Genomic DNA, 24,990 nt, shown 5'->3' with positions numbered 1-24,990 from the left:
GAACTGCCGCACTTGAAACGCGCCGTGCGCGCAACGCCGTGTCGCGGCTGCTCCTGGAAATCTGACCGTTCCACCTGTGAGACGATGCGTCCAAAATAAACGGCTATCGCGATTCTTTTGGATCACTAGTTTCGTGGTCACCAACCCGGCCGGCGCAGCTGTCGCCGCCGAACGCCAACCCCGGCAACAAGGACCATCGTCATGATCTATTCGACCGCCACCGTCCCCGTGAACCCCGAGGGCGAAACCCGACTGAGCCGCGAGCAGGTCTGGAAAGGGCTGGAGCTCAAGGCGCGCGACGCCCGCCTGTTTCTGCCGCCCGGCCTCTGCACGCGCTGCGACGTCGTCGCGGAGAGCGCGACGCACTTCGTGCGCGAAGCCACCATCGCCGGCGCGGATCTGCGCGAGATCATCGCGCTCGAGCCGCAGAGCAAGGTCACGTTCTTCCAGGCCACCGGCCCGCGTGAAGGCGCCATCATCAACGAGATCGTCGAGAACGATGCCGGCGAGCTGCTGCTGAGATTCTACTGCTATCTCGGCCTGCGCGGAAAGCAGCCTGATGGCCCCGAGGAGCAGGCCGAGCAGGCGCAGTTCGACAGCGACAGAGGCTACAGGGCCGCGCTGCTGTCGACGCTCAAGCGCACCCGCGAGCTGCTCGCCGACGGCACGCTCTGACCAATTCACCTTCGCGTCGAACAATCTGGTTCCGATCCGTCCGCATTCATGGAGGCAACAATGACGACCCACACCGAGAACAACGCGAACACGTCACCGACGAAGATACTGGTTCTTGGCGCAACCGGCGGCACCGGACGCCAGATCGTCACGCAGGCGCTGGCGCGCGGCCATCAGGTCACCGCGCTGGTTCGGTCACCGCAGAAGGCCGGCGATCTGAACGGCGTCAGGCTCGTCGTCGGCGACGTGCGCGAGGCGAAGGTGCTTCGCGAAGCCCTGAGGGGACAGGACGCCGTCGTCAGCGCGCTCGGCACGCCGGCGAGCCCCTTCCGCGACGTGACGCTGCTCTCGAGCGCGACGCGCGCGCTCGTCCAGGCGATGAAGGCCGAGCACATCGCTCGCCTGGTTGCGATCACGGGGATCGGCGCCGCCGACAGCCGCGGGCATGGCGGCTTCCTGTTCGATCGCGTGATCTTCCCGCTGCTACTGAAGAAGGTGTATGCCGACAAGGACAGGCAGGAGGCCATCGTGAGGGACAGCGGGCTCGACTGGGTCCTCGTTCGTCCGACCATCCTGAACGACAAGCCCGGCGGCGGCACGGTGCGGGCCCTGACGGATCTCTCCGGCTTCCACGGCGGCAGCATCTCGCGACAGGACGTCGCCACATTCGTGCTGGATCAACTGCACAGCGATGACTGGCTGCATCGGGCTCCGTTGATCACGGGGTGAGGCGTGAGGCCTCATGAACCTTCCGAGAAGGGCCGGGACCGCAACCGGAGCCAGTCGAGACCGTCCCTCTTGGTGATCGCGCGTGGAGTGCGCTCGTCAGCTATTGTGGCGAGACCGTCGCTCCTGCTGCTCCTCGTGATCGCAGCCGATAGTCTTTCAGCGCTCGCGCCAGATAGGGCGCGGTGCGGCTCGCTTGGTGCTGCGCGATCTGCAGCGGCTGCCCGGCTGCGACGACCTGTCCTCCCTCATCCCCGGCGCCTGGCCCGATGTCGATCACCCAATCACTTGCAGCCACGACGCTCATGTCGTGCTCCACGACGATGACGGTGCTGCCGGCGTCGACCAGTCCGTTCAGCTGAACAATCAGCTTCTCGACATCCGAGGGATGCAGGCCGGTGGTCGGCTCGTCCAGGACATAGATGCTTCCCGTTCGCTGGGTGCGCTGGAGCTCAGTGGCGAGCTTGACCCGTTGTGCCTCTCCGCCGGACAGCTCCGTGGCCGGCTGGCCCAGACGGATATAACCGAGCCCGACTTGCCGGATCACATCGAGCGACCTCGCAATGTGGACGTCGCCCACGAAGAACGCATGGGCCTCATCGACGGTCATTGCCAGAACGTCCGCGATCGACTTGCCCTTGAGCTTGATCTTCAGCGTATCCGGATTATACCGCGAGCCCTGGCACTCCGGGCATGGTGCGTAGACGCTGGGCAGGAACAATAGCTCGACGCAGACAAATCCTTCTCCCTGGCAGTTCGGACAACGCCCTTTCGGAAGGTTGAAAGAGAATCGGCCGGCGTCGAAGCGATGCCGTCGCGCATCTTTCGTCTGCGCGAACAGCTTTCGCACCTCGTCGAAAAGTCCGGTGTAGGTCGCCAGATTGGACCGGGGAGTCCTTCCGATCGGCTTCTGGTCCACCACGACCAACCGTTTCAACCGATCAAGCCCTTCGGTGATTTTGCCGCCGGAAGCGACATCAGGCGCGCGCTGAAGGATGTCTTCGCCGACATCGTCAGGTGCGTGGGACTGCCCGAAGTGGCTGCTCAGCGCCTCCACGAGGAACTGGCTGACAAGGCTGGACTTGCCAGACCCGGATACGCCAGTGACTGATGTCAGCACACCCAGCGGAAAGGCGACATCGATCCCCCTGAGATTGTTGCGCTCGACACCGCTCAGCTTGAGCCAGCCCTGCGAATTGCGATGATTTTGCCGTGGTGGTGGGACTCGGCCAAACAGGTATCTTGCGGTGTACGATGTCTCGACGGATTTCAATCCGTCGATTGGGCCGCTGTAAAGGATATTGCCGCCGTGCCGACCGGCGTCGGGCCCAACGTCAACGATCCAGTCGGCGTGTCGCACCACGTCCAGCTCATGCTCGACCACAAAGAGCGAGTTTCCGCCCACTTTCAACTTGTCGAGCGCCCGGAGCAGCGCTTCCGTATCGGAGGGATGCAGCCCGGCGGACGGTTCATCGAGCACATAGACCACACCGAACAGGTTTGAGCGGACCTGCGTCGCCAGACGCAGACGCTGGAGCTCGCCCGGTGACAAGGTCGGCGTACTGCGCTCGAGGGTCAGGTAACCGAGACCGAGCTCGAGCAGCACGCCAAGTCGTGCGCTCAGATCCTGCGCAATCCGCTGCACGACGATCGCCTTCTCCGGGTGGTCGTCCCGCCGGCCAGCGCTTCCGTCGCAATATGGCCGCATCAGCACCGCCAATTGCTTCAACGGAAGGCGAGCCATCTCGGCAATATCCATTCCGGCAAACTTGACCGAGAGCGCCTCGGCCTTGAGACGCTTGCCGTGGCAAAGCGGGCATTCAGCGCTCAACATGAATTGCGACACGCGCTTCTTCATCATCGCGCTGGTCGTATTGGCGAATGTCTCCATGACGTAGCGACGGGCGCCGGTGAAAGTGCCTTGATAGCTCGGCTCCTCCTTGCGCCGGAGGGCTCTCCGAACCTCCTTGGCGTCGTAACCGGCGTAAACCGGCACCGTGGGTTGCTCGTCCGTGAACAGAATCCAGTCACGGTCCTTTTTCGGAAGCTCGCGCCACGGCCTGTCCACGTCGTAGCCAAGCGTCGTCAGGATATCGCGCAGGTTCTGGCCGTGCCATGCGGTCGGCCACGCCGCGACGGCGCGCTGGCGGATGGTGAGGGTATCGTCGGGCACCATCGAGCGTTCGGTCACGTCGTAGACGCGCCCGAGGCCATGGCACTTCGGGCAGGCCCCTTCCGCTGAATTGGGCGAGAACGACTCGGCATAAAGCAGAGGTTGCGACTTCGGATAGTCGCCGGCGCGCGAATAGAGCATGCGCAAAAGGTTCGACAGCGTCGTGACGCTGCCGACGCTCGATCTCGTGGTCGACGATCCCCGCTGCTGCTGCAGCGCCACCGCCGGAGGCAGCCCTTCGACCTCGTCCACCTCAGGCACAGCCATCTGGTGGAACAGGCGACGGGCGTAGGGCGACACGGATTCCAGGTAGCGCCGTTGCGCCTCGGCATACAGCGTCCCGAATGCCAGAGACGATTTTCCGGAGCCGGATACGCCGGTGAACACGACCAGCGCGTCCCGGGGAATGTCGACGTCCAGGTTCTTCAGATTGTGCTCGCGCGCCCCGCGCACCCTGACAAATCCCGGAGCCGATTGCTGCGAGCGCGCGCTTGGTTTGTGCACCTTCTGGTCCATGCTCGTCCCGTCGTCCTCGGGACGACAACTGCGTCAAAGTCCCCACGATCCAAAGAAACGGGTCGCGGTCTGGCCGCCGCTGGCATCTACCCTCTTTGTTTGTCTTCTGCGCTTCGTCCGTCGGAGCTTCTTGAGCGTTCTTCGAAGCGATCAGCGCCCTTGGCGAGATCCTGCCCCGTCTTGCTCTCGCGTTTCGCTTCGTCCTTGGCAGCTGCCTCGCGCAAGCCCTCAGCGGCCCGCTTTCCGGCTTCCGATGATTTTCGCTCGTGATCCATTGGTTGCTCCCTTCGTCGTGAGGACGCTCCTCCAGGAATAGTTTCTTATCCAGCTTTCGGGGCTATCCTGCTCAGCCGTAGATTTCCAATGAGATCGCCTGGGCTTTGTTCCTTCTCCGCCGGGCTGCTCTCCCGCGATGTAGTCCCTCTACGAGTTAGGAGGGCGTGGACGGGCGGCATCTTCGGTGCGATGTTCATTGCCACCAGCATCGCCATGGTGCCCCGGCTTGGCGTCACGTCAGTGGCAACGCTCATCATCGTCGGGCAATTGCTGAGCTCACTGGCATTCGACCAACTCGGCTTCTTCGGCTTGCCGCGACAGCCCATCACGGTCCTGCGAGGAATCGGCGTTGTGTGTCTCATCACGGGCATGACTCGTACGCGGATAGCTTGTCCGCCAGGGGTGAGCCGCGGCCGCACGAACTGGCAGTTGCAGACGGCTCGCAGGTCGGCTAACTTTCCTTTGCGAAGAGCCCCGTGCTCATTCGTCCGTTCGCGCGACTGGCGAGCTAACGTGGAAACGACCACGGTGAAGCGCGAATGGTTCCGACGCCGATCGCCTGGGCAACCCATCTGCTGGAACAACAGCGTGTTGAGGAGCCCGAGCATGCCTTCATTTCGCAACGAACTGTCGATCAACGATTCTGAGATCGCCGCCGCCCTCGCGGGGGAGGAGCGCCGTCAACAGGACGGCATCGAACTGATTCCGTCGGAGAATTACACCTATCCGGAGGTGCTCGAACTGCTCGGATCGGTCTTCACCAACAAATATTCCGAGGGATATCCTGGACGCAGATATTACGGCGGCCAGCACTATACGGACGAAATCGAGAACCTCGCACGGCAGCGGGCCTGCTCGCTGTTTCGTGCCGAGCACGCCAACGTTCAGCCGCTTTCGGGATCACCGATGAATCAGGCCGTCTATCTCGGCCTGTTGAATCCCGGCGACACCATTCTCGCCATGGACCTCTCCCATGGCGGCCATCTCACCCACGGCGCGCCGGTGTCCCACATGGGGCGTTTGTTCAACTTCATGCGCTACAAGACGACCCCATCATCAGGCGCGATCGATTTCGACGAATTGCGCGCAATTGCGCGTAAAGCGCGTCCGAAGATGGTTTTGTGCGGCTACAGCTCCTATCCGCGCGACCTCGACTATGTCGCTTTCAAAAGCGTTGCCGACGAAGTTGGCGCGCTCACGATGGCTGACGTCAGCCATTATGGCGGATTGGTTGCCGCTGATGTCATGCGCAATCCGCTTGATGCCGGCTTCGACGTCATGACAACGACATCGCACAAGACGCTGCGCGGCCCCCGAGGCGGGATCATCCTGTGCCGGAGGGAAATTGCGGGGCGGATCGATGCGTCCGTCTTTCCAGGTCTCCAGGGCGGACCTCACATGAATGTCGTGGCCGGGATTGCCGTGACGCTCAAAAGGGCGGCGACCCCGGATTTCCAGGGTTACGCGCGGCAGGTCTTGCGCAACGCGAAGGTTCTCGCCGACACACTGATGGAGCGCGGCATGAAGCTGGTGACGGACGGGACCGACAATCACATGATGGTCGTCGATACGGCAGCGTCCGTCGGACTCGACGGGCGAGCCGCCGAGGAGGTGCTCGACGCCATAGCCATCACCACGAACAAGCAGGTTATTCCAGACGATCCGCGCCCGCCGCTCAGGCCGAGTGGAGTTCGCCTCGGGACACCGGCGGCGACCACGCGTGGCATGGGAGAGACCGAAATGCGTCGCATCGGCGAGTTCATTGCGGCTGCGCTGCGGGCCAACGGCGACGATGCGGTCCTCGCGCGCCTCAGGTCAGAGTGCGTGGAGATGTGCCGCGCCTTCCCTGTCCCAGGTGTGGTGTCCGGGTCCGGAGCGAGCTGATCGGCCGTCCCCCCGCGCCGGAGGCGGAAGTGTCCGATTGCCGGGAAAGGTCTCAGTGACCGCTTGTTTCAGCACCGTGAAGTTCAAGCAGCAGTCCGAGCGCAAACTTAGCTGAAAGCTCATCTGCGAAAAAAGGTGATGCGAGCGAACCAAATGGCCGCATCGCACAGGCAAGACTAGCAAATCTCTGCGATTGCAATCCCAATCCGAAGGCGGCGGCCACGTCCAGAACAAGACAAGAGAGATAGACCGCAGTGACGATATATCTCGTCGGTTTTGGGACAACGCCGCGACCAAGGCGCCTCAACTTGTTTTCGATCAGCGGGACGTCCATTTCATCAACCTTCGCAGAGCCGCCTCGCTTGCTCAAGAGTTGAAGACCTTATCCCGCGTGGGTTCCATCATGACCAGAAAGAGCACGATGAACAATACGACCGCGATAGGGTATGCGAAGATCAACAGAACCGAAGCCAACATGACTTCGCCGCGCGCTCCGAAGAAAATGGAGCCAGTTCGAGCGGCATGACGATGCCGACGCCCGAGCTACTTCCGCCGATGACTGCCACCACAACGCAGATTGCAACCCTCTTCAAGAACAGGGCGAGCACGAAGCAAACTAGTGCGACGGCCTTCCGTCTGGTGCATCAATTGGACTGGCCAAGCCGACTGTTGAATGCCGAGAGAGGCAAAGACGAACATCATGGAGAGTACCAATGCCTAAGGGCTGACCGCACTCTCGATGATTGCACGCGGTGGTTGACAATTTGTTTCCTTGCCTGATCTGGCGCTGAGTACCGTGATGCCTCCCCATACGCGACCTCGTCGATGGTCCGCCGTGGGTCATTCACGTCGATTTGGGCACGTCGCCACTCTGTCCAGTCTGGCCTCGACTGCTGAAATGGCGGATGCCATTGCGATCTTCGCCTTCGGGCCAGAACCGGACCTCTTTGCCAAGCAGTGCATCTTCACCTTTGGCTTGAGGGTTCACATGGACGGCATTGGTTAAGGTCGCTACAAAGCGATCCATGTAGTCGAGCAATTCCCTCCCGTTACGGTCGCGCAACGCTTCCGACAACACTCGGTCTATTGCAAACGCTCGACCCGCATAAGCGGCAGAATCTTCAACTGGGTGCGCTGCGCATCTCAAACATATCGTATGTTAATGCTCGAACCTTTCTTTCTCTTACCTTGCAACAATTGCGGGTCGAGCACGGTTGAGGCGCATGGCTAACCCCTTGACCCAAAGGTCAAAAGTGAACTTAGCGCGTCGCAGCGGCACGAACGCCGTACAAACAGTTATGATCGTCGAAGACGAATTTTTCATTCGTCTGGATCTCGCGGACAATCTACGCGAAGTGGGCTTCAAAGTGATTGAGTGCAGTACGGCTGATGATGCGATCGATCTTCTTCGCGCGGGCACTGCGGTAGATGTGCTGTTCACTGATATCAGGATGCCGGGTTCACTTGATGGTATCCAGCTTGCGCACTTGGCTCAGGATGAGTTCCCCGGACTGGTGGTGATGGTGACATCGGCAGAGAGGCCGCGCGCACCGGTGCCAGCGCCGTTCCTGTCGAAGCCTTACACGTTTCCTGAGGTGCTCGCGCTGCTGCGCAAGTCGACAGGAACGTGATTTAGGCTGCGCAGTTGCCCCAGGGAGTGCTCGAACGCAACCCGTGGAGGGCCAATGACGAGCAAAGATCCTCAAATGTTTGGCACAATAGTTTTGGCTGAGAGTGAAGTGCTCTTACGTGCACCGCTCGCCGAGTTCTTACGTGACTGCGGATTCCGCGTCGTGGAAGCCACGTCCGCGGACGAAGCAAAGATGGCTCTCGCTAAAGCGGATCTCAATGTCACGACAGTGCTAACCAGCGTCGAACTTGCCGGCGATGGCTTTGGCATCTCCTCATGGGCGAAACAGAACAGGCCAGACGTTGTCGTGAAAATAGCGGGCACACCCCGCCGTTCAGTCGAACTTGCGGCATCGCTTTGCGAAGATGGCGGGAAGCCTCGGCTGAACCCGCAGCTTTTACAGCGAAGGGTTCAACAGATGCTCAGCGCTCGGAAGCCCCCCGACGTCGCCTAGCAGTTCGAGAAGCCCTATCTAGCGACTTGTGACTCGAGCTGCGCTGCTGCTATTGCCTTCTCAAGCTCGTCGGCCAGGACCTTGTGATGCTCTGCCAGCCGCGCAAAGAGGTCGCGCTTGTTGGCATCGGTGGCTAGGTCGCGGATCATCTCGCATTCTGAAATCTGCACTCGGAGCCTCTCCAAGTGATTCAGCATATCTTTCATAAACTTTGCTCCCGCGCCCGGTCTGGCTTCTGCCGGGAAAGCGTTCCAGAGTCCCTAACAATTGTTGGGACAGGAGGCAGTCAGAAAGAAAGCACCGCGATAGTAACAAGCATCGTGTTCAGTATCGCTAAGGCGACGTAGGCAGCGGTGAATGCGTTCATGGCTGACCATGTACTCCCCCCAGTACCTAAAAGTCCGAATTGCTCAGGCGGCCTTAGTTCATTTGCGGCGGAAGCTATCAGCAATATTGCGCTGCTCCTCGATGTCGTCGCGGACCATCTGCCGGAGGTCATCGATGGACAGTGGCCGTTGTCCCACATTGTTTTCCGGCACTTTATTCTCTGCCAGAGCTAATCGTCCCAAATCAGCCGCTCGCACTCGGTGCAGCGATAGACCGTGACTGTGCCGCCTCGCGACACATCCTGAAGGGTCAGATATACGCTAAGGGTATCGGCGCCGTGATTTGGGCAGGCCGGCTTGCGTGCGGACCTTGCGCCCTTGGGTGGGTCCAGTGACACTTCCATTGCCCCATGTCCTCGTTGACAGGCGGGAGCACCAGAATCTCTGTACGCCTCCGGTGGAGGCCGCCTTCCCGGATCGGGTACGGGCGTGAGATGGTTTGCGCATTAATTCGCAAGCAAATGAGCAAACGTGACGACGGTTACGGTTCTGTCCGGTCCTGAGCGGCGACGGCGGTGGACGAGTGCCGAGAAGCTTCGGATCGTGGAGGAGAGTCTGGCTCCTGGGGCGAGTGTTGTCGAAGTTGCTCGACGACATGACGTTCACCGCAATTTGGTTACGGCTTGGCGGCGGCAGGCGCGGACCGGCGTCCTCGCTTGCGGGCCCGAGCCGATGCAGCGGCAGGACGATGAGGTCCGTTTTGCGGCAGTCTCCATGGCGCCAGACCGGCAACCGTTGACGGCGCCCTCGGGAAGTTGCGGTGCGATCGAGATTGAGTTCGCTGCCGGCGCTCGGATGCGGATCACCGGTGCGGTTGACGCGGCGACGCTAAGCGCAGTCGTGGCGGCGCTGACTGATGGACGGCCGCGATGATCCCGTTGCCGGCCGGCGTGCGGGTATGGCTTGCGACCGGCCATACCGACATGCGGAAGGGCTTTCCGTCGCTGGCGTTGCAGGTTCAGGAGATCTTGCATCGCGACCCGCTGGGCGGCCACCTGTTTTGCTTTCGCGGTCGCCGTGGCAACCTGCTGAAGGTGATCTGGCATGACGGCCAGGGCGCCTGCCTGTTCACAAAACGCCTTGAGCGCGGCCGCTTCATCTGGCCGAGCCCGACCGAGGGTGTGGTGACGATCTCGTCGGCGCAGCTCGGTTATCTCTTGTCCGGAATCGACTGGCGGCACCCACAGGAGACGTGGCGACCGACGTCGGTCGGATGAGGCTTTGAGCTTGCGGATCGTGATGGATGTGATTCCATCAACATCGTGACCACATCTGAATCGCTCCCCACCGATCTGGCCGCCGCGCATGCGATGATCCTCGCGGAGCGCGCCGCGCGCCTGGAAGCGGAAGCGGTTGCGGCGAGCGCCAAAGCAGAAGCTGCCGACGCGAAGGCGGCCGAGGCCCTGATCAGTTACCTCAAGCTCGAGATCGAGAAGCTGCGTCGCCAGATTTACGGCAGCCGCTCGGAGCGCAAGGCACGGCTCTTGGAGCAGATGGAGCTCGAGCTCGAAGAGTTGGAAGCAACCGCAACCGAAGACGAGCTGGCGGCCGAGAGGGCGGCGGCCAAGACACAGACGGTACAATCCTTCCAGCGCAAGCGTCCGTCGCGCAAACCGTTCCCCGAACATTTACCGCGCGAGCGGGTCGTGATCGCCGCACCGCAGAGCTGCCCTTGCTGTGGCTCATCGAAGCTATCAAAGCTGGGCGAAGACATTACCGAGACGCTGGAGGTCGTTCCCCGGCAGTGGAAGGTGATCCAGACGGTGCGCGAGAAGTTCTCGTGCCGGGACTGCGAGACGATCACCCAGCCGCCAGCCCCCTTCCACGTGACGCCGCGCGGCTTTGCCGGGCCGAACCTGCTGGCCATGATCCTGTTCGAGAAGTTCGGCCAGCATCAGCCCTTGAATCGGCAGAGCGAGCGCTACGCCCGGGAGGGCATCGATCTGAGTCTGTCGACACTGGCTGACCAGGTCGGCGCCTGTGCGGTGGCCCTGCAGCCGCTTTATCGGCTGATCGAGCATCACGTCCTCTCCGCCGAGCGACTGCATGGCGATGACACCACGGTGCCGATCCTGGCCAAGGGCCAGACGGTCAAGGGACATATCTGGACCTACGTTCGCGACGATCGGCCGTTTGGCGGACGGGCGCCGCCGGCCGCGCTCTATTACGCCTCGCGCGACCGGCGGCAGGAGCATCCCACACGGCATCTCCAAAGCTTCTCCGGCATCCTGCAGGCCGACGCCTATAGCGGCTACAACGAGCTGTATGACGCCTCGCGCGCGCAGGGGCCGATCACGTCCGCACTCTGTTGGGCCCACGCCAGGCGCCAGTTCTTCGAGCTGGCGGACATCGCGGCCAATGCGAGGCGCGACAAGAATGCCGCAGCGATCTCGCCGATTGCCCTGGAGGCGGTCAAGCGCTTCGATGCGCTGTTCGATATTGAGCGCAGCATCAACGGCCAAAGCGCCGAAGAGCGTCTGCGCATGCGCAAGGAGCAAAGCGCTCCGCCTTTGACGGCATTGGAAGCATGGCTCCGCGAGCAGCGTGCCCGGCTGTCAAACTCGTCCGCAGTCGCCAAGCCAATCGACTACATGCTGCGCCGCTGGGACCGGTTTGCTCGCTTCATCGATGATGGGCGGATCTGCCTGACAAACAATGCGGCGGAGCGCGCGCTGCGCGGCTTTGCCCTCGGCCGCAAGTCATGGCTCTTCGCCGGCTCCGAACGTGGTGCCGACCGCGCCGCCACCATGGCGACGCTAATCATGACGGCAAAGCTCAATGACGTCGATCCGCAAGCCTGGCTGGCGGACGTCTTGGCCCGCATCGCCAGCACCCCTCAAGGTCAGCTCAATGAGCTGCTGCCTTGGGATTGGAACAGAACCCCCGTTCAGTCTGCGGCCTGATCGGGCCACCGCGCCACGCGATCATCCCGCGGCCCTCACCGGACGGTTACGAATCTCTCAGTCACCGACGCCAAGTTTCGTTGCCGGTGATTTGCTCTGCATACAACAAATGTTGTGTGAGCGCTATTTAAGCAGGTTAGTTGCTGCCGCTTTCTTTTGGAAACGGCTCCTGTGTTTTCCGGCCTAGGAATGTATCCGGGATGGGGAGCTTAAGCACTTCGGCAGCTTTGGCGAGTTCCTCGCGCATTTTGATATTCTGCTCCGTGATGTCGGATGCTACGTCGCGAACGCGCACGATAGAAGGTTGTTTGGCCATGACGGCGCTCCCCTTGCTCATGCAGGCGGGAGCGCAAAATGGTCTCTCAGCCACCGACGCCTACGGGCAGAGCCTCGGCCGGTGATGGGGGTAGATTACTACAGATCGATATTGTTCAAAAGTGAGCTTAAGATACTAGTGAGAACAAACTAGGACACTTGGGGTCAAACCGCGGCCCTGAATACGCTACGGGAGGTCAGCTATGGGTCAACAGCGCCGTCTTGATGATCGGCCGGTTACTTCCGGTCTACCCCTGATTCCGGACACAGCTCAGTAACGCATCAACTGATGCGTTGGTCCAATACCGCGCTCACTCAAAGGGAAGCCTATTCGATCACCTCGCCGGCGCGGCCAAGGAGTGACGCAGGGCCGATGCATCGCCGGCTAACGGCAATCGCAATCAGTCCCTGAAGTCCATCAAGCTTTGGCAAACCTACCTCACCATCGCGTCGAAAATCAGCGGCGCCAACTCCGTCTCGATCCGCCCGCGCTGCGACGGTGACTGCATCATGCACAGCGCGAACAGATCGTCGTTCGGATCTACAAAGAAGAAGGTGCCGGCCACGCCGTCCCATCCATAGATGCCTGGCGGCCACGGCCTCTTCGGTTGCGGCGATGTGAGCACGGCAACCCCCAACCCGAATCCGGCGTGGACTGCCAGAAAATAGATATCGGCGGGTGCGATTCCGCTCCCGGGACCGATTTGGTCCGACGTCATCAGGGCCACCGTCTCCGGCTTCAGATAGCGTCGTCCGTCGACCGTGCCGCCATTCAAGAGCATCTGCACAAAGCGCGCGTAGTCGCCGGTCGTCCCGACCATTCCGGCTCCGCCGGATTCCCAGCGCCTATGCACCATCGGGTCCCTGATTCCGGCAATGGGCGGTTCTATCAGGTCATCCGGCAGGAACTGGGCAACCAGCGGGCGCTTCGCCTCGTCCGCGACAAAGAACGCGGTATGGCTCATGCCAAGGGGATCCAGCAGCCGCTCCTTCTCGAACTGAAACAGCGATTGCCCCGAAGCCACCTCGATCACCCTCCCGAGCACATCGACGGAATGGCTATAGGTCCACCTCGTGCCCGGTTGCTCGGCGAGCGGCAGGTTCGCAAGGCGCGCAGCGAACTCGGCGTTGTCAAAATCGCCGCCGTAAAGGTCGGCCTGCCGATAGAGTTTTTGCACGGGGCCGTCGCCGTAAAACCCGTAAGTGATACCGGAAGTCTGTCGCATCAGATCGCGTATGGTGATCGGGCGCTTGAGCGGTTCCAGCGTAAACACCGGCTTTCCAGTCGCGTCGGGCTTTTCCACGCCGACCTTTACATCGGCAAAGGCAGGAATGTACTTGGAGAGGGGGTCATCCAACGACAGCTTGCCGTCGTCGACCAGCATCAGCGCGGCAACCGATGTGATCGGTTTCGACATCGAATAGTACCGAAAGATGGTGTCATCCGTCATCGGCACCTTGGTTGCGACGTCGCGCAGGCCGAATTTTTCGTAGTAGACCGGCTTTCCGTGCTGCTGGATCAACAGGATCGCGCCGGGAATTTTACTGATCGCGATCTCATGTCGTAGATAGTCACCGACGCGCTGAAGGCCCGGTTGCGAAAGGCCTCGTGCGGCCGGCGTATCTCCAAACGTGGCATTCAAACTTGCAGCCACGAGCGCGGCGACCAGCGCGAACGCCACCAACCTTGCGGCCGCCTTGATCCGTCGGCCGGCTCGCGTCAGGCGTTCAAAATAGGTCGAGGTAGCGCGTGATGAGGATGTGCTAAACATGTGAGCCTCGCCACAATGGCCCTGTGTCGAGCCGCCGTTGTTGCGTGCGAACAAGCCTGAGCGGCGATGATGACATCATGCCACTGTTTTGCCCGACGGAGCAAGTGGATTTCGTAAAATCCGTAAGTGAGTGACTAAGCCATTGATATGGCTGTCACAGGCTACTGTGCATGGGGTTGTTTTCGACTGTTCTGGTCGGACCGGCGTCAGTGCCCGCCGAGATAGGCCGTGATCAGCCTTTTATCATGGATCAGATCCTTGGCGAGGCCGGACTGCACGATCTCGCCGGTCTCGAGCACATAGCCGTAGTCGGCGGTCTCCAGCGCGGCGCGGGCGTTCTGCTCGACCAGCAGGATCGAGACGCCGAGGTCGCGCAGCGAGGCGATGGTGCGAAAGATTTCGCGCACGATCAGCGGTGCGAGGCCGAGGCTGGGTTCATCGAGCATCAGCAGTTTCGGCTTCGCCATCAGCGCGCGGCCGAGCGCCAGCATCTGGCGCTCGCCGCCGGAGAGGGTGCCGGCGGCCTGGCGCTGCCGCTCCTTCAGGCGGGGGAAGCGGTCGTAGACTTCGTCCAGCGTCTTCTGCACGCCGGAGCGGTCGCGCAGGCTGTAGGAGCCGAGCAGGAGATTGTCGGCGACCGACATGTCGGAGAACAGCTCGCGCTTTTCCGGGACGAGGCAGAGCCGGCGCTCGACGCGGTCCTCAACCGACATCCTGCCGATGTCGTTGCCCTGAAAGACGAGGCGGCCGCGCGAAGCGAGCAGGCCGATCGCGGCCATCAGCAGCGTGGTCTTGCCGGCGCCGTTCGGGCCGATCACGGTGACGATCTGTCCTTCCTCGACCGACAGCGTGACGTTGCGGACCGCTTCGACATTGTCGTAGCAGACGGTCACATCGCGCATCGAAAACATCTGGCTCACGCGACGCCTCCGAGATAGGCCTCTTGCACCCGCGCGTCGCTGCGGATCGCGGCGGGCGCGCCTTCGCAAAGCTTGGAGCCGAAATCGAGCACCACGATGCGGTCGACCAGCGACATCACGAACTCCATGTCATGCTCGACGATCAGGATGGTTAGATGGTCCGATCGCAGTGACCGTAGCAGCTCCGCAAGCCGCAGCTTCTCCTGGCGGCGCAGCCCCGCCGCCGGCTCGTCCAGCACCAGCAGCGCCGGATCGGCGGCGAGCGCGCGCGCGATCTCGAGGATGCGCTGGTTGCCGAGCGGCAGATTGCCGGCGAGCTCGAACGGCTTGTCGCCGAGCCCGACGCGCTCGAGCTGCATCAACGCCTCGTGCCTTGTGCTGGCCTCCTCGCGCCGGTTGAGGCGGAAGGCGCCGGCGAACAGGCCCGTGCTGGTGCGCGCGTAAGTGCCGAGCTTCACGTTCTCCAGGAGGCTCATGCGCGGCCGCAGCTTCACATGCTGGAACGTCCGGGCGATTCCACCCTTGGCGATGCGCGATTGCGGATCGCGCGTGATCGGGCGTCCGGCGAAGACGATCTCGCCCTTGTTCACCCTGAGCGCGCCGGTGAGGCAATTGAACATCGTGCTCTTGCCGGCGCCGTTCGGGCCGATGACGGCGAGGATCTCGCCGGAGCGGACTTCGAAGCTGACATTGTTGACCGCGACGAGGCCGCCGAACCGGCGCTCGGCGCCATCGACCTTCAGAAGCAGCTCGCCCGGTGCCGGCTGCGGGCGGCGGGGCAACGGCGGCGCCGGCGCGGGCCGCTCGCGCTTGATCTTCGGCAGATAGCGCGCGACGAACGGCACGATGCCCTGCCGCGCCCATTGCAGGAACAGGATGAACAGCGCGGAGAACGCGACGATCTCGAGCTGGCCGGACGCGCCCTTGGCGATCAGCGGCAGATAGTCCTGCACGCTGTTCTTGAGCAGGGTGACGATCGCCGCGCCCACGACGCCGCCGAGCAAACTGCCGGCGCCGCCGACCATCGACATCATCAGATATTCGATGCCCATGCCGGCATCGAACGGGCCCGGGCTGATGAAGCGGCTCATATGCGCATAGAGCCAGCCGGAGAGGGAGGCGAGAAACGCCGCGATCACGAAGGTGACGAGCTTGATCTTGAAGGCGTTGATGCCGAGGCTCTCGACCAGGATATTGCCGCCGCGCAGCGCGCGCATGGCCCGGCCGAGCCGGGAGTCCAGCAGGTTGTAGCCGAGGAAGAGGACCGCTGCGACGATGCCCCAGATCAGGAAATAGATCTGCGCGCTGCCAACGAGCGCGAACGCTCCGATGCTGATCGGCGGGATCGACGAGATGCCGTTGAAGCGGCCGAGCCCCTCGACATTGCCGAACAGGAAGCCGATCGCCAATCCCCAGGCGACGGTCGACAGCGACAGGAAATGTCCCTGCAGCCGAAGAGTGACGACGCCGAGGACGGTCGCGACACCGCAGGTCAGCACCACGCCGAACACGAGGCCGAGCCAGGGTGAGTACCCGTTCAGGGCCGAGACCCACGCGGTGGCATAGGCCGCGATGCCGACGAAGGCCGCCTGTCCAAACGACACGATGCCGCCGACGCCGGTGAGCAGGGCAAGGCCGATCGCGACCAGCGAATAGATGCCGATGTAGTTCATCAGCGTGATGCTGAACGGGCTGAGGACGAGCGGCGCGAGCGCGAGGCACGCCACCGCGGCAATTGCTGCGAGCTGAACGTGAAGGCGCGTCATTCCTCGATCTCCTCCTCGGAATGCAGCGAGGCGAGCGATCGCCAGATCAGGATGGGGATCAGCAGCGAGAACACGATGACATCCTTCAGCGCGCTGCTCTGGAAGGAGGCGAAGCTTTCGAGGATGCCGACTCCAACCGCGCCGATCGCAGCTCCTGGATAGCTGGTCATGCCGCCGACGATGGCGCCGACAAAGGCCTTGAGACCGATCAGGAAGCCGGAGTCATAGAACACGGTGTTGACGGGTGCGATCAGGATGCCGGAGACGCCGGCCATCAGCGAGCCCAGCAGATAAGCGATGGTGCCGGCGCGCGCGGGGCGGATGCCCATCAGGCGGGATCCGGTCCGGTTCACGGCGGTGGCGCGCAGTGATTTGCCGACCAGCGTGAAGTCGAAGAAGAGATAGAGCAGGCCGGAGAAGACGAGCGCTGCGATCACGATCAGCATGGTCTGGCCCGAGATCAGCACGCCGGCGAACTCGGTCGAGAACGAGGTCAGCGGCTCGGTCCGGACACCTTCAGGACCGAAGAACAAGAGGCCAAGTCCGACCAGTGCGAAGTGCAGCGCGACCGAGACGGTCAGCAGCAGCAGCACCGTTCCGTCCGCGATGGGCCGGAACACGATCCGGTCCAGCAGCGGAGCGATCGGCGTGATCAGCAGCAAGGCGAGCACGAGTCTGACACCGAGCGGCGGATCGGCGCGCATCGTCAGCCAGGCAATTCCAACCACGGCCAGCGGCAGCGCCAGATAGAAGAACAGGGCGCGCGGAAACAGGCGAAGCTCGCCCGCGCGCAGCAGCGAGATGATCTCGATCAGCGTCGCCAGGCACGCCAGGATGACGACCAGCGCGCCTGTGCCCGGAAAGCGCTTGGCGTCGAGGGCGGCCAGCGTCAGCGCCGTGAAGGCGGCAATGTCGCCGAAGGGAATGAAGATGACCCGTGTCACCGTGAAGATGAGGACGGTTCCGATCGCCACCAGCGCATAGACTGCGCCGGTAGCGATCCCGTCGATCGCAAGAATGGCTGCGATGTCGCTCGTCATTGAGAACGCCGTCCCCTCGTAGTGGTGGCCAGCCGCCGTCGGACTAAGGCGCGTATTTCCAGGCGCCGCCGGTCAGGCGCACCACGACGAGCGAACGTTCGTCGACGCCGGTGACCGAGCCGGGCTTGAAGTTGTAGACGGCATGCACGCCCGGCAGTTCCTTGGTGCTGAGGATCGCGTCCCGCAGCGCCGCGCGGAATTCCACTGTTCCGGGTTTGGCGGTCTTCAGCGCGCGCTCGGCGGCATTGGCGAAGATCAGCCAGGCGTCGAACGAGTAAGCAGAGAAGCCGTCGGTGGTCGGAATGTTATGGACCTTCTGGTAGACGCTGCGGAAATCCAGCGCGATCTTCTTGGCGAAGTGCTCGTCGGGCAGCTGCTCGGCGACGATCACGGGACCTGCGGAAACCTGGATGCCGTCGGCCGCCTTGCCGCCGACATTGACGAAGTCCGGATTGACCAGCGCCACCGTGCCGTAGGTGTTTCCCTTGAAGCCGCGGTCGGCGAGGCTGAGCAGCGGCAGCGCGCCTTGCGTGCCCGAGCCGCCGTCCAGCACGGCATCCGGCCGCGCGGCCAGCACTTTAAGGATCTGCGCGGTCACCGAAGTGTCGGTGCGGGCATAGCGCTCGTTGCTCTGGATCTTGATGTCGCCGGCGGCTTCGGCCGCCTTGGCGCCGTTATAGACGAGATCGCCCCAGGCGTCGGAGAAGCCGATATAGCCGATGTTCTTCATGCCGTCGCGCTTCATGCGATCGGCGACGATCTTGACCAGGAGGGATGCCGGCTGCGGCACCGACACCACCCATTGTTCGGGCGTATCAGGCAGCTTGCCGATCGGCGACACCGCGATCATCGGCACCTTCAATTCGCTCGCCACCGCCGCCATGGCGATGGTCGAAGGCGCCGTCGCCGTCCCAATCAGGAGATCGACCTTCTCCTCTTCCACCAGCTTGCGCGCGTTGCGGGTCGCAGCCGACGGGTCCGAGCCGTCGTCCAGCTGGATCAGACGAATGGTCTCGCCGTTGATGGTTTTCTTGTACTCATAGGCGGCGTTGATGCCGCGCCCGTAGGGGATGCCGATCGACGAGCCGTTGCCGCTGAGTGAGGTGACGAAGCCGATGGTGATGTCGGCCCGCGCAGCCGGGGCGGCAGCGATGCCCGCTGCAAGTGCAAGGAAGCTCAGAGTCTTGCGCATACGCGTTCTCCTCCGTTGATATTGGATAGGAATGCCGTGAAGCCGCCGCGCGGGAACCCCGAACGACGAGCCAACCGATTGAAAGTATTGCTGCAGCGCCAAATACCGGGCGCGTCCGAAGAGAGTTTGCTCGCCCGGCGCTCAGCAGTCATGATGTTGCTTGCCGCGCGAACGTCGAACCCACCGGCGAATGCAGGCGGGCCCTTTCCGGAGCGATGAAAGACCCTCGGTGCGGCCGCGACGCGCGACCGGCGACGCTGCCGCTACAGCCGGCCGTTCGAGCCCGGCGAATGTCCACACGATCGAGTCTCTCAAAATCGGTGCCCTGCAACATCATTGTCACGGCCGCCGGTCCCTGGTCGGCGAGGAATTACTTAAAGCCTAAAGTATCGGCGGTGGCGCCGTCAACACGTGTCACGGGGCTGTCAGAAAAAAATGTTGCTGCATACAATTTCGTCAGTGTGCGGCGTTTCTTGGCGGCCCGCTGAAGCGAAAAAGCCCTGCGGGCCATGCTCCGACGGCGAGCCTCGCAGTCGCCGCCGCGCGCATTTGACGCGCGAATTAGTTTATGATTGAAATATATTCATCGGCAGCCGACGACCGATCCTCCGATCGCCGCTTGAGGAGAAGGACGATGCGCATCTTCTGGCAGAGCTTCGTTGATGCGAGCGTGAACGCGCCCTACATGGCGCGGCTGTCGGAATACCTCAACGGCATCGCTGCACCAGGCACGACGGTTCACGTCGAGGGTATCAGTCCGCCGGACCGCGAGTTCGGCCGGCTCGCGGAATTGCGCTGCGCCGTCCAGGCGATCGACAACGGCATCGCGGCGGAGGAGGGCGGCTTCGATGCCTTCGTCATGGGGCATTTCCAGGATCCCGGCCTCTACGAGCTGCGCTCGGCGCTCGACATTCCGGTGATCGGGACCGGCGAGGCGACGTTGCTGGCGGCCTCGCAGCTCGGCCGGCGTCTCGGTCTTGTGACGCTCGATCCCGTCTTCGAGGTCTGGCACTATGAGCAGGCCGAGCGCTACGGCCTCGGCGATCGCATCGTCCATGTGACCGGCCTCGGCTGCAAGCCGGAGGATTTCGCCGATGCGTTTGCCGGCGATGCTGCAGCACAGGCGCGCATGATCAAGGATTTTGTCGCCTGCGCGCTGCCCCTGGTCGAGCGCGGCGCCGATGTCGTGATCCCGGCCGGCGTGCTGCCGGGGCTTCTGATCGGGAAGGAGCATGGCCTGAAGGTCGGCCACGCGCCGGTGGTCAACTGCGCGGCCGTGGCGCTCAAGAGCGCCGAGATGTGGGTGCAGCTCCGCAAGCTCAACGGCACCGAGCCCAGCCGCGGACCGAGCTTCAGGCGGGCCAGCGCCCGGGCGCGCAGCGACTTCCGCGCGCTGCTGGCCCGTAACAGCCGCTAGTTCTCGAAACCGTTCCTGGAGAACGCATCATGATGACTCCCGAAAAGATCCTGTACGAGACCGAGGTGACGGCGACAGGAGGTCGGGATGGCAAGGCCGCCAGCGTCGACGGTCTGTTGTCGGTGTCACTGTCCGTGCCGAAGTCGCTGGGCGGCCCCGGCGGCGAGGGCACCAATCCCGAGCAGCTTTTTGCCGCCGGCTATGCCGCGTGCTTTCTCGGCGCGGTCAAGCTCGTCGCACGCACCCGGAAGGTGATGCCCTCCGCCGAGCCGTCCGTGACGGCGAAGGTTGCGATGGGGCCGGTGCCGGTCGGATATGCGCTCGCCGTCGAGCTGAAAGTCAACCTGCCAGGCGTCGAGAAAGCAGCGGCGGAAGAGGTCGTTGCCGGCGCGCATGAGCGCTGCCCCTATTCGAACGCAACCCGCGGCAATATTGCCGTGAAGCTGACGGTGGTCTGAGGCGGATGAACGAGGACGGTCGGTGACCAACACCTTGCGCACACCGTATGATGGCGTCGTGATCGCCGCGCCCGTCACGATTCCCTATGTGCGCTACTCCATCGAAAGTGCGCAATGGTGGATCGGCCGCGCCCTGAGCGCGCTCGTTGCGCAAGCCGGCATCAAGGCCTCCGACATCGACGGCCTGTGCGTCTCCAGCTTCACCATGGGGACCGACAGCGGTATTGGATTGACGCAGCATTTCGGGCTGTGCGTCCGGTGGTTAGATACGATCCCGCTGGGCGGCGCCAGTGCCATTGCAGGTCTGCGCAAGGCGGCGCGCGCGGTTCAGGCGCGCGACGCCGACATCGTGGCGTGTGTCGCCGGTGACACCAATCACGTCGATTCGTTCAGGCTCACGCTCGAGAACTTCTCGCGCTTCAACCAAGACGCCGTCTATCCCTACGGCGCGGGAGGCGCCAATTCGAGTTTTGCGCTGATCGCACGCAACTACATGCGGACGTTCGGGGTCACGCGTGAGGATGTCGGCAGGATCGCCGTCGCCCAGCGTGCCAACGCCTTGCGCAATCCGCATGCGCTGATGAAGACGCCGCTGACCATGGAGCAATATCTGGCCGCCCGGCCGATCTCCGATCCCATTCATCTGTTCGATTGCGTGATGCCGTGCGCCGGCGCCGAGGCCTTCCTCGTGATGCGCGAGGAGACTGCGGCATCGCTGGGTCTGCCTGCGGCGCGATTGCTGTCGACAATCGAGCGGCACAATGCCTTTGCCGCCGATCCGATGCAGGTGCGCGGCGGCTGGGCGATGGATGTGGACGAGCTCTACGCGATGGCCGGCGTGAAGCCTGATGATCTCGATGTCGTGCAGACCTATGACGATTACCCCGTCATCACCATGATGCAGTTCGAGGATCTTGGCTTCTGCAAGAAAGGCGAGGGCGCCGCGTTCGTGCGCCAGCATGATCTCACGATCGACGGCGACTTCCCGCACAACACCTCGGGTGGACAGCTCTCGGTCGGGCAGGCCGGTGCGGCCGGCGCCTATCTCGGTGTCGTCGAAGGGCTGCGGCAGGTTCTCGGCACTGCAGGTCCCACACAGGTCAGGAATGCCAGCCTCGCTCTGGCCTCGGGATTCGGTATGATCAACTATGACCGTGGTCTCGCCTCGGGCGCCGCGATCTTTGCAGGGCCTTCGCGATGATAGAGCCGATCAAGCCGCCCCGGCGCAAGAACCCGCTGCTGCGGACGCGGCTGCCTGCCTCGCCTCCGCGACCGCGCAGCTGGACGTCGCACGGGTTCACGCGCGCGGCCGCCGAGGGCCGCTTCATGCTGCAACGCTGCGCCGCTTGCGGCTCTTTTGCCTATCCGGCACGGGAGGCATGTCCGTCCTGTCTTTCGGTTGGCCTTGTCTTCATCGACGCGCCACGCCGGGGCATGCTGCTCGCCGAGACCACGGCCCGCGTGCCGAGCGACGTCTATTTTCGCGAACGGGCGCCGTGGCGGATCGGGCTCGTCAAGATGGATTGCGGTCCGAGCATTGTCGCGCATCTTCATGCCGACTGCGTAGAGGGCGCGGCCGTCCGCATGTCGTTGCAACTCGACAAGAGCGGGCAGGCGGTGGCCTTTGCCCATCCCGAGGGGGAGACTCCGAACATGGCGGACGACAGGCAGTGGCGGGAAATGACAGCCGATCCGAAATTCCGGCGCGTGCTCGTGACCAACGGCCGTAACATGATCGGCCAGGAAGCCGTCGCTGCCTTGAAGGCCGCAGGCGCCAAGACGGTGTTCGTCGGCGTCGCCGAACCGTGGCGGCCCTTTGCCGGCGAGGAAAGGCTGCGCGGTCAGGATGGGGTCGAGATCGTGACCCTCGATGCGGCCGACGAAAAATCGGCGGCTGATCTTGCCGCCGACATCGGTGGCAAGGTCGATATCCTCGTCAACACGACGGAATATGTGCGGCCGGGCGGCCTGCTCGACCGCAGGGGCACGAGCATTGCGCGCGACGAGATCGACCAGGCCTATCTCGGCTTCATCAATCTCGCGCAGGCTTTTGGTCCCGCCATGCGGATGCGAGGTGCCGACGGCATCAATAGCAGTAGCGCGTGGGTCAATATTCTCTCGGTCTATGCGCTGGCGAACTGGCCTGCCTTTGGTGCCTATTCGGCCTCGCAGGCGGCGTGCCTGTCGCTCTCGCACTGCCTTCGTGCGGAGCTGAGGCCCGGCGGCGTCAAGGTGATGAATCTATTCACCGGGCCCGTCGACACCGAATGGTTCCAGACTGTCCCGCCGCCGAAGGTGGCGCCGCGCGCGATTGCGCAGGCGATCGTGTCCGGTCTGAAGGGCGGGCTCGAAGAAGTCTATGTCGGAGACGTCGCCGAGGAGATCCGGCAACGTCTCGCGGCCAATCCGAAAGCGCTGGAGCGCGAGCTCGACAGGTAAGAAGCGGATTTCAACCAAGCTGGAGGACGTCACAATGCAAAGCAAGAATCTCCTGGAGCTGGCGAGTGCGATTTCCTCGGGCGCGGTGCGCGTCGTCGATCTGACCTTTACGCTCAGTCCGGATTTTCCGGTCATCGTGCTGCCGCCCGAGTTCGGGCAGGCCGCGCCGGTCCGCATCCAGGAAATCTCGCGATATGACGGCCGCGGTCCGGCCTGGTACTGGAACAACGTTACCTTCGGCGAGCACACCGGCACGCATTTCGACGCGCCGATCCACTGGTTCACCGGCAAGGATCTGCCCAACAATGCCGTCGACACCATGCCGCCGAAGGACATGATCGCCCCGGCTTGCGTCATCGACTGCTCGGCGCAGGCCGCGCGGGATGCGGACTTCGTCCTGACTGTCCCTGATGTCGAGGCGTGGGAGACGAAGCATGGACGGATCCCTCCTCGTCACTGGGTTCTGTTGCGCACCGACTGGTCGAAGAAGGGCTGGCGCGATTACGCAAACCTCAGGGATGACGGTGCACATACGCCGGGCCCGAATCCCGCTGTGATGAAGTGGCTTGTGGAGGAGCGCGGCGTCATCGGGTTTGGCACCGAGACCATCGGTACCGATGCGGGGCAGGCCGGGCATTTCGATCCGCCTTATCCGGCGCATCACTTCCTGCACGGAGCGGGGCGTTACGGCCTGCAATGTCTCTGCAACCTCGATCAGTTGCCGCCCACCGGCGCCGTCATCGTGGCTTCGCCACTGAAGATCCAGAACGGCTCCGGCAGTCCGCTTCGCGTCATCGCGCTGGTTGCGTCGACCTGAGCCCCGTCATGGCGCTTGCCGATCAGAACAAAAAAACACTTACGAAAGACAGGTGCCATGAACTTGATCAGGAGCTTGCTCGCCTCCGCTGCATTGCTGCTTGCCGTCCCACAAGCAGCGCAGGCCGACATCCTCGTCGGGTTCGTCACCGGCCTCAGTGGGCCGGTGTCGTCGATTGGAATTCCCAACGCGAAGGGGATTGCGGCGGGCCAAGCCTATCTCGGCGAGATCGGCGGCGAGAAGGTCCGGGTCATCCAGCTCGATGATGGCTCCGATCCGACCGCGTCGGCGCGCAATGCGCGCAAGCTGGTCGAGCAGGAGAAAGTCGATGTCCTGATCGGCACGTCCGGCGCCCCCCAGACGCTGGCGATGGCGACGGCGGCGATCGAGATGAAGGTTCCGATGATCGCTGTATCGCCGATCGCGCCGGTGCCGCCTGGCGATGGCGGCCCATGGGTCGTCCAGACGCCGCAGCCGACGCCGCTGCTGGTGCAAGGGATCGTTGACAATATGAAGGCGAAAGGTCTGAAGACCGTTGCCTTCATAGGGTTCACCGATGCGTTCGGCGACCTCATGTACAACTCGCTCGAGCAAAGTGCGAAGACGGCCGACATCAAGATCATTGCCAATGAGCGCTATGCGCGTTCGGATTCTTCGGTCACAGCGCAGGTGCTGCGCGTCGTCGCCTCGCATCCCGATGCGATCATGCTGGGCGGAACGGGGACGCCGGGTGCATTGCCGGTGATCGCGCTGTCCGAGCGCGGCTACAAGGGGCCGCTCTATGGCAATCACGGCATGATCAGCGCCGACTTCCTGCGCCTCGCCGGCAAGGCGGCCAACGGCATCATCTGCCCGACCGGGCCGGTGACCGCGGCGGAGCAGCTTCCCCCCAGCAATCCGATCCAGAAGGTGGCGCTGGATTTCCGCGCGGCCTTCGAGAAGGCGAACGGCGAGGCGCCGACGGATTCGTTTTCGTCCTATTCCTTCGATGGCTGGCTGGTGCTCGCCGATGCCGCCAAGCGTGCGATGGCATCAGGTGCCAAGCCCGGCTCGCCGGAATTCCGTGTCGCGCTTCGCCATGCGCTGTTTGCCACAAAGGAGGTCGTGGGGACGCAGGGCGTTTACACCTATACGCCGGCGGATCGGCATGGCGTCGACGACCGTTCGCGCATCATGGTCCAGATCGAGGACGGTAAATACAAGCTGTTACCGTGAGCGAGGTAGATGTGAT

General features: G+C 63.0%; 25 protein-coding genes, 1 pseudogene and 1 riboswitch. Of the genes and pseudogenes, 15 read left to right on the top strand and 11 right to left on the bottom strand.

The window, feature by feature from the left end:
- Nucleotides 1-201: 201 nt before the first annotated feature.
- Nucleotides 202-675, top strand: coding sequence for an SRPBCC family protein (locus ACNJX9_RS26025; RefSeq protein ID WP_439404890.1), 474 nt, complete (start codon nucleotides 202-204; stop codon nucleotides 673-675).
- Nucleotides 676-735: 60 nt separating this feature from the next.
- Nucleotides 736-1,404 carry an NAD(P)-dependent oxidoreductase gene (locus tag ACNJX9_RS26020; protein ID WP_439404889.1) on the top strand — a complete coding sequence of 223 codons (669 nt, stop codon included), beginning with the start codon at nucleotides 736-738 and terminating at the stop codon, nucleotides 1,402-1,404.
- A gap of 100 nt (nucleotides 1,405-1,504) precedes the next feature.
- Here ACNJX9_RS26020 and ACNJX9_RS26015 read toward each other — a convergent pair whose 3' ends face one another.
- Both ACNJX9_RS26015 and ACNJX9_RS26010 read right to left on the bottom strand, forming a co-directional pair.
- Nucleotides 1,505-4,090, bottom strand: coding sequence for an excinuclease ABC subunit A (locus tag ACNJX9_RS26015; RefSeq protein ID WP_439404888.1), 2,586 nt, complete (start codon nucleotides 4,088-4,090; stop codon nucleotides 1,505-1,507).
- An 86-nt stretch (nucleotides 4,091-4,176) separates the two neighbouring features.
- Entirely contained in the window at nucleotides 4,177-4,365 is a 189-nt protein-coding gene (locus ACNJX9_RS26010) for a hypothetical protein (protein ID WP_439404886.1), read from the bottom strand.
- Nucleotides 4,366-4,453: 88 nt separating this feature from the next.
- Here ACNJX9_RS26010 and ACNJX9_RS26005 point away from each other — a divergent pair.
- Nucleotides 4,454-4,726: pseudogene (locus ACNJX9_RS26005) on the top strand (DMT family transporter); the annotation flags it as partial.
- A 126-nt stretch (nucleotides 4,727-4,852) separates the two neighbouring features.
- Nucleotides 4,853-4,938: riboswitch (ZMP/ZTP riboswitch) on the top strand.
- 34 nt (nucleotides 4,939-4,972) lie between these two features.
- Entirely contained in the window at nucleotides 4,973-6,250 is a 1,278-nt protein-coding gene (gene glyA / locus ACNJX9_RS26000; protein ID WP_439404885.1) for a serine hydroxymethyltransferase, read from the top strand.
- Between the two features lie 52 nt (nucleotides 6,251-6,302).
- Here glyA and ACNJX9_RS25995 read toward each other — a convergent pair whose 3' ends face one another.
- Nucleotides 6,303-6,584, bottom strand: coding sequence for a hypothetical protein (locus tag ACNJX9_RS25995; RefSeq protein ID WP_439404883.1), 282 nt, complete (start codon nucleotides 6,582-6,584; stop codon nucleotides 6,303-6,305).
- 510 nt (nucleotides 6,585-7,094) lie between these two features.
- A complete protein-coding gene (locus tag ACNJX9_RS25990) occupies nucleotides 7,095-7,325 on the bottom strand; it encodes a hypothetical protein (protein ID WP_439404882.1) in 231 nt (76 codons plus the stop codon).
- A 223-nt stretch (nucleotides 7,326-7,548) separates the two neighbouring features.
- On the opposite strand from ACNJX9_RS25990, the gene ACNJX9_RS25985 reads away from it, so the two are divergent.
- Together ACNJX9_RS25985 and ACNJX9_RS25980 are read left to right on the top strand one after the other, a co-directional pair.
- Nucleotides 7,549-7,881: a response regulator gene (locus tag ACNJX9_RS25985; RefSeq protein WP_439404881.1), complete on the top strand. Its 333-nt coding sequence runs from the start codon at nucleotides 7,549-7,551 to the stop codon at nucleotides 7,879-7,881.
- Nucleotides 7,882-7,935: 54 nt separating this feature from the next.
- Complete coding sequence (locus ACNJX9_RS25980; protein WP_439404880.1) at nucleotides 7,936-8,334, top strand: response regulator; 399 nt, start codon at nucleotides 7,936-7,938, stop codon at nucleotides 8,332-8,334.
- A 14-nt stretch (nucleotides 8,335-8,348) separates the two neighbouring features.
- Here ACNJX9_RS25980 and ACNJX9_RS25975 read toward each other — a convergent pair whose 3' ends face one another.
- A complete protein-coding gene (locus tag ACNJX9_RS25975; protein ID WP_439404879.1) occupies nucleotides 8,349-8,540 on the bottom strand; it encodes a hypothetical protein in 192 nt (63 codons plus the stop codon).
- A 651-nt stretch (nucleotides 8,541-9,191) separates the two neighbouring features.
- Between ACNJX9_RS25975 and tnpA the strand changes: the two genes are divergently transcribed.
- From tnpA to tnpC, 3 genes are all read left to right on the top strand, one after another.
- Nucleotides 9,192-9,593, top strand: coding sequence for an IS66-like element accessory protein TnpA (gene tnpA, locus ACNJX9_RS25970; protein WP_439404878.1), 402 nt, complete (start codon nucleotides 9,192-9,194; stop codon nucleotides 9,591-9,593).
- On the top strand, nucleotides 9,590-9,937 hold the full coding sequence (tnpB, locus tag ACNJX9_RS25965; RefSeq protein WP_057745396.1) for an IS66 family insertion sequence element accessory protein TnpB: 348 nt from the start codon (nucleotides 9,590-9,592) through the stop codon (nucleotides 9,935-9,937). The genes tnpA and tnpB overlap by 4 nt, the downstream gene beginning before the upstream one ends.
- Nucleotides 9,938-10,030: 93 nt before the next feature.
- On the top strand, nucleotides 10,031-11,623 hold the full coding sequence (tnpC, locus tag ACNJX9_RS25960; protein ID WP_057745442.1) for an IS66 family transposase: 1,593 nt from the start codon (nucleotides 10,031-10,033) through the stop codon (nucleotides 11,621-11,623).
- A gap of 136 nt (nucleotides 11,624-11,759) precedes the next feature.
- Here tnpC and ACNJX9_RS25955 read toward each other — a convergent pair whose 3' ends face one another.
- The 6 genes from ACNJX9_RS25955 to ACNJX9_RS25930 form a co-directional block, all read right to left on the bottom strand.
- On the bottom strand, nucleotides 11,760-11,939 hold the full coding sequence (locus tag ACNJX9_RS25955; RefSeq protein ID WP_439404877.1) for a hypothetical protein: 180 nt from the start codon (nucleotides 11,937-11,939) through the stop codon (nucleotides 11,760-11,762).
- Nucleotides 11,940-12,372: 433 nt separating this feature from the next.
- Nucleotides 12,373-13,620 (bottom strand): serine hydrolase domain-containing protein, encoded by a 1,248-nt coding sequence (locus tag ACNJX9_RS25950; RefSeq protein WP_439404876.1) that lies wholly within the window; start codon nucleotides 13,618-13,620, stop codon nucleotides 12,373-12,375.
- A 296-nt stretch (nucleotides 13,621-13,916) separates the two neighbouring features.
- Entirely contained in the window at nucleotides 13,917-14,630 is a 714-nt protein-coding gene (locus ACNJX9_RS25945; protein WP_439404875.1) for an ABC transporter ATP-binding protein, read from the bottom strand.
- A complete protein-coding gene (locus tag ACNJX9_RS25940) occupies nucleotides 14,627-16,396 on the bottom strand; it encodes a branched-chain amino acid ABC transporter ATP-binding protein/permease (protein ID WP_439404874.1) in 1,770 nt (589 codons plus the stop codon). Before ACNJX9_RS25940 ends, ACNJX9_RS25945 begins: the two co-directional genes overlap by 4 nt.
- Nucleotides 16,393-17,436, bottom strand: coding sequence for a branched-chain amino acid ABC transporter permease (locus ACNJX9_RS25935; protein WP_057758669.1), 1,044 nt, complete (start codon nucleotides 17,434-17,436; stop codon nucleotides 16,393-16,395). The genes ACNJX9_RS25940 and ACNJX9_RS25935 overlap by 4 nt, the downstream gene beginning before the upstream one ends.
- 43 nt (nucleotides 17,437-17,479) lie before the next feature.
- Nucleotides 17,480-18,628, bottom strand: coding sequence for an ABC transporter substrate-binding protein (locus ACNJX9_RS25930; RefSeq protein WP_439404872.1), 1,149 nt, complete (start codon nucleotides 18,626-18,628; stop codon nucleotides 17,480-17,482).
- Between the two features lie 634 nt (nucleotides 18,629-19,262).
- On the opposite strand from ACNJX9_RS25930, the gene ACNJX9_RS25925 reads away from it, so the two are divergent.
- From ACNJX9_RS25925 to ACNJX9_RS25900, 6 genes are read left to right on the top strand one after another with little or no spacing between them, the layout of a single operon-like run.
- Entirely contained in the window at nucleotides 19,263-20,045 is a 783-nt protein-coding gene (locus ACNJX9_RS25925) for an aspartate/glutamate racemase family protein (RefSeq protein WP_439404870.1), read from the top strand.
- 29 nt (nucleotides 20,046-20,074) lie between these two features.
- Entirely contained in the window at nucleotides 20,075-20,503 is a 429-nt protein-coding gene (locus ACNJX9_RS25920; RefSeq protein WP_439404869.1) for an organic hydroperoxide resistance protein, read from the top strand.
- A 22-nt stretch (nucleotides 20,504-20,525) separates the two neighbouring features.
- Nucleotides 20,526-21,704 (top strand): thiolase family protein, encoded by a 1,179-nt coding sequence (locus tag ACNJX9_RS25915; RefSeq protein ID WP_439404868.1) that lies wholly within the window; start codon nucleotides 20,526-20,528, stop codon nucleotides 21,702-21,704.
- Nucleotides 21,701-22,942 (top strand): SDR family NAD(P)-dependent oxidoreductase, encoded by a 1,242-nt coding sequence (locus ACNJX9_RS25910; RefSeq protein WP_439404866.1) that lies wholly within the window; start codon nucleotides 21,701-21,703, stop codon nucleotides 22,940-22,942. The genes ACNJX9_RS25915 and ACNJX9_RS25910 overlap by 4 nt, the downstream gene beginning before the upstream one ends.
- Nucleotides 22,943-22,976: 34 nt before the next feature.
- Nucleotides 22,977-23,759, top strand: a complete 783-nt coding sequence (locus ACNJX9_RS25905; RefSeq protein WP_057758658.1) for a cyclase family protein — start codon at nucleotides 22,977-22,979, stop codon at nucleotides 23,757-23,759.
- Between the two features lie 57 nt (nucleotides 23,760-23,816).
- Nucleotides 23,817-24,974, top strand: coding sequence for an ABC transporter substrate-binding protein (locus tag ACNJX9_RS25900; protein WP_057759094.1), 1,158 nt, complete (start codon nucleotides 23,817-23,819; stop codon nucleotides 24,972-24,974).
- Nucleotides 24,975-24,990: the final 16 nt, after the last annotated feature.

The organism is Bradyrhizobium sp. BLXBL-03 (genome assembly GCF_051853015.1).
GTDB classification, from domain to species: Bacteria; Pseudomonadota; Alphaproteobacteria; order Rhizobiales; family Xanthobacteraceae; genus Bradyrhizobium; species Bradyrhizobium manausense.
This window is presented reverse-complemented; position numbering and strand designations above follow the sequence as displayed.